This is a genomic window from Streptomyces sp. NBC_00016 (assembly GCF_045040885.1).
Lineage (GTDB): Bacteria > Actinomycetota > Actinomycetes > Streptomycetales > Streptomycetaceae > Streptomyces > Streptomyces coriariae.
Genome location: NZ_CP108304.1, coordinates 8101968 through 8115746 on the forward strand (window position 1 = coordinate 8101968; position 13779 = coordinate 8115746).

Below are 13779 nucleotides of genomic sequence, written 5' to 3' on the forward strand. Positions count from 1 at the left end.
GGCATGAGCACAGACGGTCAGGGAAGCAGTCACTGGTTCGACGACGAGGCCGGACCGGTCGTCCGCCCGTACGCCATGACGCGCGGCCGTACCTCCAGTGCGGTCCAGCACCGTCTCGACCTGATCGCGCTGGTCGTCGCCGAGCCGCACGCCGAGGAAGCGGACACGGACCCGTCGTTGTCGCCGGAGCACGTGGACATCGTGGACCTGTGCCGCGAAGCACCGCAGTCGGTCGCCGAACTCGCCGCCGAACTCAATCTGCCCATTGGGGTGGTGCGGGTCCTCGTCGGCGATCTCGTGGACGCGGAGTTCGTCCACGTGAACCGGCCGGTACCTCCTGCCGAGCTGCCGGACGAGAGTATTCTGCGCGACGTGATCAACGGCCTCCGGGCGCTGTGAGCAGCGCGGAAGCGAGGTGAGGACGTGTCCGGTCGGTGGTTCGCGGTGGACCCGGACGGCGCCCTCGTCCACAGGGTCGCCCGCCGCCCGGACGTCCGGTTGCCGGCGCACGGACCGCTGTCGGAGAACCCCCAGTCAAGCATCCAGCAGGAGAAGTGATCGATGATCTTCGGGCGTTCTGAGCGTGGCAAGCCCCCGGTCGAACCCGTCACGCTCAAGATCCTGGTGGCCGGCGGCTTCGGCGTGGGCAAGACCACCCTCGTCGGTGCCGTCAGCGAGATCAAGCCGCTGCGTACCGAGGAGTACCTCACCGAGGCGGGCCGCCCGGTCGACGACACGACCGGCGTGGAGGCCAAACACACCACCACCGTCGCCATGGACTTCGGGCGCATCACCCTGCGCGAGGACCTGGTGCTCTACCTCTTCGGGACGCCCGGTCAGGAGCGGTTCTGGTTCATGTGGGACGAGCTCTCCGAGGGCGCGCTCGGTGCCGTCGTGCTCGCCGACACCCGCCGGCTCGAGGACTGCTTCGCCGCGGTCGACTACTTCGAACGGCGCTCCATACCCTTCCTCATCGCCGTCAACTGCTTCGAGGGATCCGCCCGTTACCCGGAGGAGGACGTCCGCGGCGCTCTGGACCTCGACGACGGCATACCCGTGGTGCTGTGCGACGCCCGCGACCGGAGATCGGTGCGGGACGTCCTGGTCGGCGTCGTGCAGCACGCGATGGACTTCGGGGCCGAACGCCGCCAGGCGATCACCACCTGAGACGCCCGCGCGGTGGCACGGCCCGTACCCCCGCCGACAGGGGTACGGGCCGTGGCTCCCGGGGAGGTACGCGCGCGTACTAGCCTTCGCCGTCCTCCAGCCAGCCGAAGCTCTTCTCCACGGCCTTGCGCCAGTTGTGGTACTCGCGGTCCCGTACCGACGCGTCCATCGCCGGAGTCCACTCGGCGTCCTTCTGCCAGTGCGCCTTGAGCTCGTCGAGGTCGTTCCACACGCCGACGGCGAGCCCCGCGGCGTAGGCCGCGCCCAGACAGGTCGTCTCGGACACCCGGGGCCGGATCACGGGCACGCCCAGCACGTCCGCCTGATGCTGCATGAGCAGGTTGTTCTTGGTCATGCCCCCGTCCACCTTCAGGGTCGTGATCTGTACCCCGGAGTCCTGGAACATGGCGTCCACGACCTCACGCGTCTGCCAGCTCGTCGCCTCGAGCACGGCACGCGCGAGATGCCCCTTCGTGACGTAGCGGGTGAGGCCGGTGACGACACCACGCGCGTCGGAGCGCCAGTACGGCGCGAACAGCCCCGAGAAGGCGGGGACGATGTAGGCGCCGCCGTTGTCGTCGACGCTCGCCGCCAGGCTCTCGATCTCGTCCGCCGTACGGATGATGCCGAGCTGGTCCCGGAACCACTGCACGAGCGCACCCGTGATGGCGATCGAGCCCTCCAGGCAGTAGACCGGCGCCTCACTGCCGATCTTGTAGCCCATCGTCGTCAACAGCCCGCTCTTCGAAGGCACCGGCCGGCTGCCGGTGTTGAGCAGCAGGAAACTGCCCGTCCCGTACGTGTTCTTCGCCGTGCCCACCTCGTAACAGGCCTGGCCGAACACCGCCGCCTGCTGGTCGCCCAGCGCCGAGGCGACCGGCACGCCGCCGAGTTGGCCCACGGCCGTGCCGTACACCTCGGCGGAGGACCTGATCTCCGGCAGCACGGCCTCGGGCACGTCCATCGCGGACAGGATGGAGGCGTCCCACTGGAGGGTCTCCAGGTTCATCAGCATGGTGCGCCCGGCGTTGGTGACGTCGGTGACGTGCCGGCCGCCGTCGACGCCGCCGGTGAGGTTCCAGATCAGCCAGGAGTCGATCGTGCCGAAGGCGATCTCACCGCGTTCGGCGCGTGCCCTGAGGCCCGGCACGTGGTCCAGCAGCCAGGCAGCCTTGGGCCCCGAGAAATAGCTGGCCAACGGCAGCCCGGTCTGCTCGCGGAAACGGTCCTGCCCGTCGGATCCCCCCAGCCGGCCGCACAGTCCCGCGGTGCGGGTGTCCTGCCACACGATCGCGTTGTGCACCGGCTTGCCGGTGGCGCGGTCCCACAGCACGGTCGTCTCGCGCTGGTTGGTGATCCCGAGGGCGCTGATCTGGTCGGCGCGCAGCCCGGCCTTGGCGATCGCCCCGGCGACCACGGCCTGCACCTTGGACCAGATCTCGGTCGCGTCGTGCTCCACCCAGCCGGGCTTGGGAAAGATCTGACGGTGCTCGCGCTGGTCGACGGCGACGATCGCGCCGTTCCGGTCGAAGACGATGCAGCGGCTGGAGGTGGTGCCCTGGTCGATTGCGGCGACGTACTTCTCGGCGTTGTCCGTCATGGCTACCCCTTGGGCCGGTTCGGAAGGCTGCGTGGATGACTGCGACTGCGGCGGCGGTCGGACGGCGCTTCAGAAGGCCGCGTTGTACAGGAGACCCGCGAGCGCTCCGCCGACCAGCGGGCCGACGACCGGGATCCAGGCGTAACCCCAGTCCGAGGTGCCCTTGTTCGGGATGTGCAGGAAGGTGTGCACGATGCGGGGCCCGAGGTCACGTGCCGGGTTGATGGCATAGCCGGTGGGCCCGCCGAGGGAGAGACCGATGCCGACGACGAGCAGGGAGACGATCAGCACCGTGATCCCGGATTCGCCCAGGCCCTCGGTCAGCCCGAAGGCGAGGACCGGCAGGACGAGGGCGATCGTCGCGATGATCTCGGTGATCAGGTTGGCGACCGGATTCCGGATCTCGGGGATGGTGGAGAAGATGCCCAGGGTCGGCGTCGGCTCCTCGCCCGTGCCCTCGTCGATGCCTTCGCCCGTGCCCTCGTCGACGCCCTCAGCGGTGCCTCCGCTCCGCACGTTCGCCTGGAACTGCGCGAGGTACACCAGGTACGCGAGGACGGCGCCGAGCATCGCACCGGCCATCTGCCCCAGCAGATACACCCACACCTTGCCCCACTCGCCCGTGTCGACGGCGATGCCGAGGGTCACGGCCGGATTGAGATGCCCGCCCGACAGCGGCGCGGCGGTGTAGGCGCCCGCCAGCACGCCGAACCCCCAGCCGAAGGCGATCACGATCCACCCCGAGCCCCGAGCCTTGGAGTGCCTGAGGGTGACGGCGGCGCACACTCCCGCGCCGAACAGGATGAGGATCGCGGTACCGATGACCTCGCCGACGAATATGTCTGCGTTGCTCATGGCGGCTCCTGGGCCCGGCCCGGGGCGGATCGCCCCGGTGCTCCGTACAGGGTGCGGTTCCCGTGGCTGCCGAAGCCGAGGCAGGGAGAACCCGCGCCCCGCCCGGCGTCCGTGACGAGCGTGCCGTCGTAGCCGAATCGCCCCCGGGGGAGTGGGCCTTGCATCGGGAGCCCGCGTGGCGCGTGCCTGGACAAGCCGAGAATGTACGGCGATGTCGGCTGACACCGGGAAGTGTTCACCGGCACCCAGGGAGCGTCAAGGAGGCCGACGGCAACGGTTGGAGACGCGGGAGACGGCCCGCGCCACCGACGTGCGGGGCGCCGATCACCGGCCCGGTGCCCCGGAGCGCCCTTCCCGTCCACCTGATGCCGACCCTCTGCGCCGATCCGGACTCCGACCCGATCCGGACTCCGACCCGACCCCGCCCCGCCCCGACCCGGACCCGGACTCCGGCAGGGCGCACGGAAGTTGCCGAGCACCCGGCGGGTCGTCGTCCCGTGACGGCCGCCTCCCGGTTCGGCCGGCCGTGCGGTCGCTGACGTCAGGTCAGCCCGCTCGCGGACTCCGCCCCGGCCGTCCCCGTCCCCGCCCCCGTCCCCGCCCCCGTCCCCGCAGGAGTCATCGGCTGGGAACCGCGCCGGACCTGGTATTCGGCCAGCCCCGCGTGCCCGACCACCCAGCTCGCCCCGCGCAACGACTTCGCAGCCTTCTTCAAGGGCGCCAGCCACGCCGCCGCCTGGCGGTGATCCGTCACGCTGCCCGGCCGGCACAGAACCGTGGCCAGTGACAAGGTCACCGGGCTTCCGCCAGCGGACCACGGCACGTCCAGCACGGTCGAGACCAGCGGCTCCAGGCCTTCCGGATCGGCCAGCACCAGGAAGTCGTCTCCGCCGATGTGGCCCACGCGCGCGTTCCCCGACGCGGTCAACTGCAGTGCCCGCCCCACCGACCGGATGAGCTCGTCACCCGCCGCGAACCCGGCGCCGTCGTTGACCTGTTTGAAGTGGTCGATGTCCAGCCAGCTCAGCGCGAACATGCGCCCCTCGGCGATCCTCCGGTCCACCTCCCCGGTGATCGCGTCCGAACCGGGCAGCCGCGTCAGCGGATTCAGACCGGCCGCCTCCTCGACCCGGCTCTCGGCCAACGCCCGTACGAGGTCCGCGAGCCGGACGACACCCACGCAGCGCCCGTTGCGGTCGACGACGGCGACGTCGTCGGAGGTGCGGTCCCGGTCGCCGACCGCGACCACGTCCAGCACCTCCCACGCCGTCGCGTCGACGCCCACCGTCCGCGGCGGATCACCGAGCTTGGCCGCGGGACGGTCCGCGTACAGGGCATGGCCGTAGCGCCCGGACATCGACAGCAGGAAGCGTGACCGGTGCACCGACCGGACGGGGACCCCCGCGCGGTCCACGAGCAGCACCCCGGACACGTCCGGCGAGCCGGTCAGCAGCGCCCGTACCTGACCGGCGGAGGCGGTCGCGGACAGCAGGGCGGCCGGCCGGACGAACTCCCGTACCGACGGCCCCGACCGGAGCGCCGGCAGGACGGCGGGACCGAGCGGCGGAACGTACACGTCGGCGACCGGCAACCGGCTCGGCGGCGCGAAGAGTGTGCCCTGCGCCAGCTGCGCCCCGGCCGACATCGCGGCCGCGCACTGGAGCTCGGTCTCCACGCCCTCGACGACCAGCAGCGCCCCCAATTCGTCGCACAGTGTCCGCATCGCCCTGACCGCCGAGGGCCGTGCCAGGAGCGAGGCGTCGAGCTTGAGCAGGTCCGGCGCGATGTCGACGAGCAGCCGCAGCGGTGCGTCCCCGTCCCCGACCCCGTCCGCGCTGATGCGGAAGCCCTGGTCCCGGAGTGCCGCCAGGGCCTCCAGAAGAGCGGGCTGCGGGACGTGCGTGTAGGGCGGAACGACATCGAGCGTGACCTCCCAGGGCAAGCGCCCCGCCTCGCGCACGGCGTCGTGCAGCGCGGTGAGTCCGCCGAGATCGGCCAGAGTGCCGGCGAACACGTTCACATGAAGGGGCAGCAGGGTCTCCTTGCGGGCCGCCGCGCGAAACGCCAACACGGCCAGTCGGCAGTCGAGTTCGGGATCCCGGCGAGCCTGCGCCAGGATGTCGCCGGCCTCCGGGCGGGCGAGTATCTCCAGCCCCGCGACCCCTCCGGTGGTCAGGTTGACCACGGGCTGGAAGGCGAAGCGGAGAGTGTCCGTCCAGGAGTGCACGGCAGCATGATTGCGCTGCGGGCGTGCGCCCAGGCGCAGTTCATGAGACGTTCACACAGGATTCCGAGGTGAACACGGAGGGTGAGAGGGGTCGAGCGGGACAGGTGGCAGGGGTCGAGTGGCTCCGGGGGAGGGGCTGAGCGGGACAGGTGACACGGAGGCGTCGGGTCCTCCTCACCGCACCGCGACCACCGCCGAACCATGCCCGAACAGCCCCTGGTTCGCCGTGATGGCCACGCGCGCGTCCGGGATCTGGCGATCGCCGGCCTGCCCCCGCAACTGCCACGTGACCTCGCAGACCTGGGCGATGGCCTGCGCCGGCACCGCCTCGCCGAAGGAGGCGAGTCCACCGCTCGGGTTCACCGGTATACGGCCGCCCGGCGCCGTCACGCCCTCCCGCAGCGACTTGGCGGCCTCGCCCTCGCCGCACAGCCCCAGATCCTCGTACCACTGCAACTCCAGTGCGGTGGACAGGTCGTAGACCTCGGCGAGGGACAGGTCCTCGGGCCCGATGCCGGCCTCTTCGTAGGCGGCGCGGGCGATGGAGGCCCGGAAGGCTTCCCCGCCGGGCTCCACCCCCACCGCGGAGTCGGTCGCGATGTCCGGCAGGTCCAGCACCGTGTTGGGGTACCGGGGCGTCACGGTGGACACCGCCCTGATGCGCACCGGCTCCGCCGCCCCGTGCCGTCGGGCGAACTCCATACTGGACAGCACCAGCGCCGCCCCGCCGTCCGACGTCGCGCAGATGTCCAGCAGTCGCAGCGGATCGGCGACCACCGCGGAGGCGGCGACCTCCTCCGCCGTCACCCGCTTCCGGTAGCGCGCGTTCGGGTTCAGCGCGCCCATGGCGGCGTTCTTCACCTTGACCTGGGCGAAGTCCTCCGGCGTGTCCCCGTGCACGGCCATGCGCCTGCGCGCGTACAGCCCGAAGTACGTCGGATTGGTCGCGCCGAGCACCCGGAACCGCAGCCAGTCGGGGTCGTCCGGCCGGTCCCCGCCCGCAGGCCGGAAGAAGCCCTTGGGGGCGGCGTCGGCCCCCACCACGAGCACCACGTCCGCCAGGCCCGCGAGGATCTGGGCCCGGGCCGTGTTGATCGCCTGAGCGCCCGACGCGCAGGCCGCGTAGACGCTCGCGACGCGGGCGCCCTGCCACCCCAGGGCCCTGGCGAACGTCGCCCCGGCCACATATCCCGGATAGCCGCCACGCACCGTGTCCGCGCCCACGATCGAACCGACGTCCCGCCAGTCCACACCGGCGTCCGCGAGGGCCGCGCGCGCCGCCTTCACGCCGTACTCGACGAAGCCGCGCCCCCACTTGCCCCACGGATGCATCCCGGCGCCGAGCACCGCCACCTCTGCCGTCATCACGCCACCCCCGTCGGCCGCCATCGCCAGGTCGTCCAGGTCGTCTCCGCGTCCTCGTCGAGCACGCCCGGGACGACCTCCATCTCCATGCCCACCGCCAGATCGGCGACGGTGACCCCGGGAACCGCCTGTCCCAGCACCACGATCCGCTCGGACTCCAGCTCCACAGCGATCAACGCGTACGGCTCCCACGGAAGTTCCGGATCGGTCACATAGGGTGACGGAGGGCGGTACCGGCTGTCCGTGTACGACCAGACGCGCCCCCGCCGCGACAGCGGGACCTCCGTCAGATCGCCGCCCCCGCAGCCCGGGTTGCGGCAGTGCGTGTCCTCGCGCGGGAAGAAGACCGACCGGCATGCCGAGCAGCGTGTGCCGAGCAGCCTGAAGTCGTCCCCGTCCCCGACGAACCAGCCCGTGACCACGGGTGTGCGTGTGCGTGACATGGCCCCTCCCGACAGCATGCCTGACGGAACGTCAGAAGTGTGTCACGGGCGTGCTGAAATGGGCAGGGCAGGAGACATGACACGACTCTCCGGCGCAGTACGCGGTGTCGTCGCCGTGCTCGTCGCCCTGCTGACCGTGACCGCCGCCTCCACCACCGCGCGGGCGAACGCCGACCCCGTGGCCCCAGCGGACTTCGTGGCCCTGAGAACCGTTGACCCGACGATCCTTCAGGAGATGCGCTACTTCACCCCGCACAACTTCGTCGGGGAGCGCATCGACGGTTACCGGCAGCCGATCTGCATCCTCACCCGGCCGGCCGCCGAGGCCCTGCACAAGGCCCAGACGAACCTGCTGAGCCAGGGCTACACACTCAAGGTTTACGACTGCTATCGCCCCCAGCGCGCCGTGAACCACTTCGTCCGCTGGGCCGAGGACCTGAACGACGAGCAGCTCAAAGGCGAGTTCTACCCGAACGTCGACAAGACCCGTCTGTTCGAGGACGGCTACATCGCCGCCAAGTCCGGGCACAGCCGCGGTTCGACCATGGACCTGACCATCGTCAGGCTCCCCGCCACCCCGACCAGGCCCTACGTGCCCGGTGAACCCCTCGTGCCGTGCCACGCCCCACAACAGCAGCGCTTCCCCGACAACTCGGTCGACATGGGCACCGGCTTCGACTGCTTCGACACCTTGGCCCACACCCTGGACCCGCGCATCCAGGGGCAGCAGCGCGCCAACCGGACGCTCCTGAAAAGCACTCTGGAAAACCTCGGCTTCGTGAATCTCGCCGAGGAGTGGTGGCACTACACCTTCAAGCCCGAGCCCTACCCCGACACCTACTTCGACTTCCCCGTGTCCGCCAGGTCGCTGGCCCAGAGGTATTGAGCCGCCTCCGTACGACGCCCTCCCCAAGATCGGATACGCTCCGCCGCGTGTCCGAAAATCTGCACTCCACTTCGAACTCCGCGCGCGACTCCCACTGTTCGAGTTGCGGAGCGCCCTACGGGGAGGGCGCCACCGGCTGGCCCCGCACCTGTCCGGTCTGCGCCACCGTGACCTACCGCAACCCGCTGCCGGTCGCCGTCGCGCTCCAGCCCGTGTACGACACGAAGGGCACCGCCCTGGTCGTCATCACCCGAACCATCGCCCCCGCGCGCGGGGGCATCGCCCTGCCCGGCGGTTACATCGACGACCGCGAGGACTGGCGCCAGGCCGTCGTACGCGAACTCATGGAGGAGACCGGCATCGAGGCAGCGCCCCGTGACGTGCGGCTGGCCGACGCCATGAGCTCTCCCGGCGGCCACCTGCTGCTCTTCGGGCTGCTGCCGGAGCGTCCCGCGGACCGTCTCCCGGCGACCGCCCCCACGGACGAGACCGAGGGCTGGCACCTGCTGCGCGGACAGGAGGAACTCGCCTTCCCCCTGCACACACTCGCCGTGCGGGCGTTCTTCGAGGGCCGCTACATCTGAGCTCGGCGCTCGTCGAGCCCGCGTACCCGCACCGGGTGGGACGGCACCCGCACGCCGTCCGCAGCCTCCCGCTCGACGACGACCCGCGGCCCCTCCCAGCGGGCGACGTACCGTTCGACCTCCGGCTCGTCCCAGCCGTCGCCCGCGTCCCGCACGACCACACCGCCACCCGTCCGCCCTCGCACCGGCGCCCACACCTCCAACTCCAGCCGGCCGTCGTCTCCGCGCACCGGTATGACGGCACCCGCGCGCGCGAGCACCGGGACACGCGACAGCGGGGCATCCACGAGCACCTGCCCCGGCCCCTGGTAAGCCCGCTCCGTCGCCGTGTCGTACCAGCGCCCCCGCGGCAACTGCACCGCTCGCCGGTCGCCGCCGGGGCCGAGCACCGGCGCCACCAGGAGGCAGTCACCCAGCAGGAAGGCGTCCTCGCAGTCCCGCAACGCCCGGTTGCCGGGCGCCCCCCACCACACCGGACGGACATAGGGGGCTCCGGTACGCCGGGCCAGATGCGCCAGCGTCACGTAGTACGGCAGCAGCCGCCTACGCTCGACGAGCGCCACACGCGCGTGCTCCAACACCTCGGGACCGAACTCCCACGGCTCCCGCTGCCCCGCCCGCACGCTCGTGTGCGTGCGGAACAGCGGCAGGTACGCGCCCAGCTGGAGCCGGCGCAGATACAGCTCGGGCGACGGACCACCGTCGAAACCGCCCGTGTCCGGGCCTGAATACGGCACTCCGCACAGCCCCAGCCCCAGCACCAACGACAGTGACGCCCGCAACCCCGGCCAGCCCGCGACGGCGACCCCGGACCAGGTGCCGCCGTAGCGCTGCACGCCCGCCCAGCCGGACCGCGAGAAGACGAAGGGACGCTGGTCCGGAACCAGGTCCCGCACCCCCTCGTAGGTCGCCGAGGCCATGCACAGCCCGTACACGTTGTGGGCCTCGCGATGGTCACCCCCGCGACCCTCCAGGGCGTGCCGCGCCGACCGGGGCAACGTCGACTCCCCGAAAGCGGCGAACACCGTCGGTTCGTCCATGTCGTGCCAGAAGCCGGCGAAGCCCTGCGCGATCCGCTCCGCGTGGAGACCTCCCCACCACTGCCGCACGCGTGCGTGCGTGAAGTCCGGGAAAACGGCCTCCCCGGGCGACGCCAACGCCGTGACGAGCCGACCCGACGCGCCCCGCACGAACGCGTCCTCGGCCACCCCACCGTCGTACACGGCGTTGCCCGGCGTGGCCTTGACCGCCGGGCCGACGGCCGACACCAGACGTATCCCGTCCCGACGCAGTTCCTCGGAGAGCACCGCCAGTTTCGGGAAACGCTCCTGGTCGACGGTGAACACCTGGTGCTCGTCGTAGTGGCCGATGCCGAGGTGGACGGCATCGAGCGGCAGACCGTGCTCCTGATGGCCCGCCACGGTCCGGCGCACCTCCTCCTCGCTCCCGAGGCCCCGGCCCGCGAGCTGATGACCCAGCGCCCACGCGGGCGGCAGCGCGGGCGCCCCGGTGAGCGCGACCCAGGCGAGCAGCACGCGCGCGGGGGTGCCCACCACCACCCAGCAGCGCAACGGACCGCCCGCCATCCGCACCTCGCACGCCCCGGACCGGTCGTGCCCCGAGCCCGCCCCCTCCGTGCCCTCCCGCAGCGTGACCGTGCCGTCCCAGGAGGTGTCGTGGAACACCAGATGAGTGCCCGCGTCGGCCACCACCAGCTGCACCGGCATCGCGAGGGGGAGCGGATCGTCCCCCCGCCCGAACGCGTGCCCGGGATCGGTGTTCCACAGCCGGTACGTCCCGTCGCGCAGCCGCGGCCCGGACGCCCGCCCGCCGAGACCGAAGAAGCGCGCGTCCGCCGCCACCTCCGAACGCTGCATCCAGCGCGCCGGGCCACCCTCCTCCGGTTCCCACCACCGGGGCGGCAGCTCCCGCCGCAGCATCACGCCTCCGGGCGTGCACACGTCGATGGCACCGTGCCGTGAGACCACGACCGTCACCCGTTCGGCGATCACGCGCCATCCGCCGTCCTTGTCGGGCTCCAGAACCGCTCGGGGATCCGGCTCAGGACAGCGGCCGGCCAGCGCGTACGACGGCTCGGGCTCGGCACCGTCCCAACCCCAGAACACCGCGCCGCTCACGGCGACGCGGATCCTCAGCTCGGAGCGACTGAACCGGAGCGTCCCACCACCGGGCCCCGGCTCCGCCTCCTGCACCGCACCCGGCACCCGCGCACGCTCGGGACCCCGCACCGGCAGCCCGGCGGCGTCGGCACGGTTCCTGCGCCAGGCCGCCCGCACCGTGCGCAGACCCTGGGCAGCTCCCGCGGAACCGACCGCCTTCATCGAACGCACCAGGTCACGACCGTCCATGCTGTTCACCCTGTCACTGACCGCGTCACGCGCGCGGGTCGTTCAACTGCCGTTCACCCGTGGTGAGGCCACATCTTCACGAGACGGACTGTGGGGAGCCCACCCTGGTGCAGAAGTCGATCACATGGCATCGTCCGTGTCAGCCGCGTCACGCGCACTACCCCAGCTCGTGCGCGGGCAACGCACACGACGCGTACAGCCCGGGAGCCGCCCCATGCCGACCCTGAACCCCGAGCCGCTCTGGCGGCCCGACCCGCAGCGCATCGCCCAGGCCCAGGTCACCAAGTTCCAGGCCTGGGCGGCCGACCAGCACGGAGCCCCGTCCGAAGGCGGATATCCGGCACTGCACCGCTGGTCCGTGGACGAGCTGGAGACGTTCTGGAAAGCCGTCACGGAGTGGTTCGAAGTACGGTTCTCGACGCCCTACGCGCGCGTGCTGGGCGACCGCTCCATGCCCGGCGCCCAGTGGTTCCCCGGTGCGACGCTGAACTACGCCGAGCACGCGCTCCGCGCGGCCGCCACCCGCCCGGCCGAACCGGCCCTGCTGTACGTCGACGAGACGCATGAACCGAGCCCGGTGACCTGGTCCGAGCTGCGCCGCCAGGTCGGTTCACTGGCCGGTGAACTGCGTGCCCTCGGCGTCCGCCCCGGTGACCGGGTCAGCGGCTACCTCCCGAACATCCCGCAGGCCGTGGTGGCGTTCCTCGCGACGGCCGCCGTGGGCGGTGTCTGGACCTCCTGCGCCCCCGACTTCGGCGCCCGCAGCGTCCTCGACCGCTTCCAGCAGGTCGAACCCGTCGTCCTCTTCACGGTCGACGGCTACCGCTACGGCGGCAAGGAGCACGACCGCCGTGACGTCGTCGCCGAACTCCGCGCCGAACTGCCCACCCTGCGCGCCGTCGTCCACATCCCCCTGCTGGGCACGGAACCGCCCCGGGGAGCCCTGGAATGGTCGGCCCTGACGGCCGCGGACGAGGCACCCGTCTTTGAACCGGTTCCCTTCGACCACCCCCTCTGGGTGCTCTACTCCTCCGGTACGACCGGCCTGCCCAAGGCCATCGTCCAGTCGCAGGGCGGCATCCTGATCGAACACCTCAAGCAGCTCGGCCTGCACTGCGACCTGGGCCCCGAGGATCGTTTCTTCTGGTACACCTCGACCGGCTGGATGATGTGGAACTTCCTCGTCTCCGGCCTGCTCACCGGCACGACGATCGTCCTCTACGACGGCAGCCCCGGCTATCCCGACACGGGCGCCCAGTGGCGGATCGCCGAACGCACCGGCGCCACCCTCTACGGCACCTCCGCCGCGTACGTCATGGCCTGCCGCAAGGCGGAAGTGCACCCGGCCCGCGACTTCGACCTCTCCAAGGTCCAGTGCGTCGCCACCACGGGATCCCCGCTCCCGCCCGACGGCTTCCGCTGGCTCCACGACGAGTTCGCGGCGAGCCGGGCCGACCTGTGGATCGCCTCCGTCAGCGGCGGCACGGACGTGTGCTCCTGCTTCGCCGGGGCCGTCCCGACGCTCCCGGTCCACACCGGCGAACTCCAGGCACCCGGCCTCGGCACCGACCTGCAGTCCTGGGACGCGAACGGCCACCCCGTGATCGACGAGGTGGGCGAACTCGTCGTCACCAACCCCATGCCGTCCATGCCGGTCCGGTTCTGGAACGACCCCGACGGCAGCCGCTACCACGACAGCTACTTCGACACCTACCCCGGCGTGTGGCGCCACGGCGACTGGATCACCGTCACCTCACGCGGTTCGGTCGTCATCCACGGCCGCTCCGACTCCACGCTCAACCGCCAGGGCGTACGCATGGGCTCCGCCGACATCTACGAGGTCGTCGAACGACTCCCCGAGATCAAGGAATCCCTGGTCATCGGTATCGAGCAGCCCGCCGGCGGCTACTGGATGCCCCTCTTCGTACACCTCGCCCCGGGAGCCGCACTCGACGAGGCCCTCCTCGGCCGCATCAAACAGGCCATCCGCGAACAGCTCTCGCCGCGCCACGTCCCCGACGAGGTCATCGAGGTACCCGGAGTCCCGCACACCCTCACCGGCAAACGCATCGAGGTCCCGGTCAAACGCCTCCTCCAGGGCACTCCACTGGAAAAGGCGGTCAACCCGGGTTCCATCGACAACCTCGACCTCCTGCACTTCTACGAGGACCTCGCCCGCAAGCGGGCCTGAGCCGCCGGAAGCCTCGGACTCACCCGGTACCACCACGAAGTCCGAGGCCGACCGGCTTTGAGCGCCCCCGCCACTCGCCGTCACCGCCGTGA

At 71.4% G+C, this 13779-nt stretch carries 12 protein-coding genes; 6 read left to right on the forward strand and 6 right to left on the reverse strand.

Annotated elements, in window-relative coordinates:
- The first annotated feature begins 3 nt into the window (after positions 1 to 3).
- From OG933_RS35895 to OG933_RS35905, 3 genes are read left to right on the forward strand one after another with little or no spacing between them, the layout of a single operon-like run.
- Entirely contained in the window at positions 4 to 399 is a 396-nt protein-coding gene (locus OG933_RS35895; RefSeq protein ID WP_054239587.1) for a DUF742 domain-containing protein, read from the forward strand.
- 24 nt (positions 400 to 423) lie between these two features.
- Positions 424 to 558, forward strand: coding sequence for a hypothetical protein (locus OG933_RS35900; RefSeq protein ID WP_362529747.1), 135 nt, complete (start codon positions 424 to 426; stop codon positions 556 to 558).
- A gap of 3 nt (positions 559 to 561) precedes the next feature.
- On the forward strand, positions 562 to 1167 hold the full coding sequence (locus OG933_RS35905) for an ATP/GTP-binding protein (protein WP_362529753.1): 606 nt from the start codon (positions 562 to 564) through the stop codon (positions 1165 to 1167).
- A 79-nt stretch (positions 1168 to 1246) separates the two neighbouring features.
- Here OG933_RS35905 and glpK read toward each other — a convergent pair whose 3' ends face one another.
- The 5 genes from glpK to OG933_RS35930 form a co-directional block, all read right to left on the reverse strand.
- A complete protein-coding gene (gene glpK, locus OG933_RS35910; protein ID WP_405631032.1) occupies positions 1247 to 2767 on the reverse strand; it encodes a glycerol kinase GlpK in 1521 nt (506 codons plus the stop codon).
- A gap of 69 nt (positions 2768 to 2836) precedes the next feature.
- Entirely contained in the window at positions 2837 to 3622 is a 786-nt protein-coding gene (locus OG933_RS35915; protein WP_405631035.1) for an MIP/aquaporin family protein, read from the reverse strand.
- A 541-nt stretch (positions 3623 to 4163) separates the two neighbouring features.
- On the reverse strand, positions 4164 to 5849 hold the full coding sequence (locus tag OG933_RS35920) for an EAL domain-containing protein (protein ID WP_405631036.1): 1686 nt from the start codon (positions 5847 to 5849) through the stop codon (positions 4164 to 4166).
- A 174-nt stretch (positions 5850 to 6023) separates the two neighbouring features.
- A complete protein-coding gene (locus tag OG933_RS35925) occupies positions 6024 to 7214 on the reverse strand; it encodes a lipid-transfer protein (protein WP_405631039.1) in 1191 nt (396 codons plus the stop codon).
- Positions 7214 to 7636, reverse strand: coding sequence for a zinc ribbon domain-containing protein (locus tag OG933_RS35930; protein WP_362529795.1), 423 nt, complete (start codon positions 7634 to 7636; stop codon positions 7214 to 7216). The genes OG933_RS35925 and OG933_RS35930 overlap by 1 nt, the downstream gene beginning before the upstream one ends.
- A 97-nt stretch (positions 7637 to 7733) precedes the next feature.
- Between OG933_RS35930 and OG933_RS35935 the strand changes: the two genes are divergently transcribed.
- Positions 7734 to 8543, forward strand: a complete 810-nt coding sequence (locus OG933_RS35935) for a M15 family metallopeptidase (protein WP_405631042.1) — start codon at positions 7734 to 7736, stop codon at positions 8541 to 8543.
- Between the two features lie 47 nt (positions 8544 to 8590).
- Positions 8591 to 9127: an NUDIX domain-containing protein gene (locus tag OG933_RS35940; RefSeq protein ID WP_362529769.1), complete on the forward strand. Its 537-nt coding sequence runs from the start codon at positions 8591 to 8593 to the stop codon at positions 9125 to 9127.
- On the opposite strand, the gene OG933_RS35945 is transcribed toward OG933_RS35940, so the two are convergent.
- Positions 9118 to 11496 carry a TIM-barrel domain-containing protein gene (locus OG933_RS35945; RefSeq protein WP_405631043.1) on the reverse strand — a complete coding sequence of 793 codons (2379 nt, stop codon included), beginning with the start codon at positions 11494 to 11496 and terminating at the stop codon, positions 9118 to 9120. The two genes, OG933_RS35940 and OG933_RS35945, sit on opposite strands and share 10 nt — an antisense overlap.
- A 214-nt stretch (positions 11497 to 11710) precedes the next feature.
- On the opposite strand from OG933_RS35945, the gene OG933_RS35950 reads away from it, so the two are divergent.
- Positions 11711 to 13687 carry an acetoacetate--CoA ligase gene (locus tag OG933_RS35950; RefSeq protein ID WP_405631046.1) on the forward strand — a complete coding sequence of 659 codons (1977 nt, stop codon included), beginning with the start codon at positions 11711 to 11713 and terminating at the stop codon, positions 13685 to 13687.
- Positions 13688 to 13779: the final 92 nt, after the last annotated feature.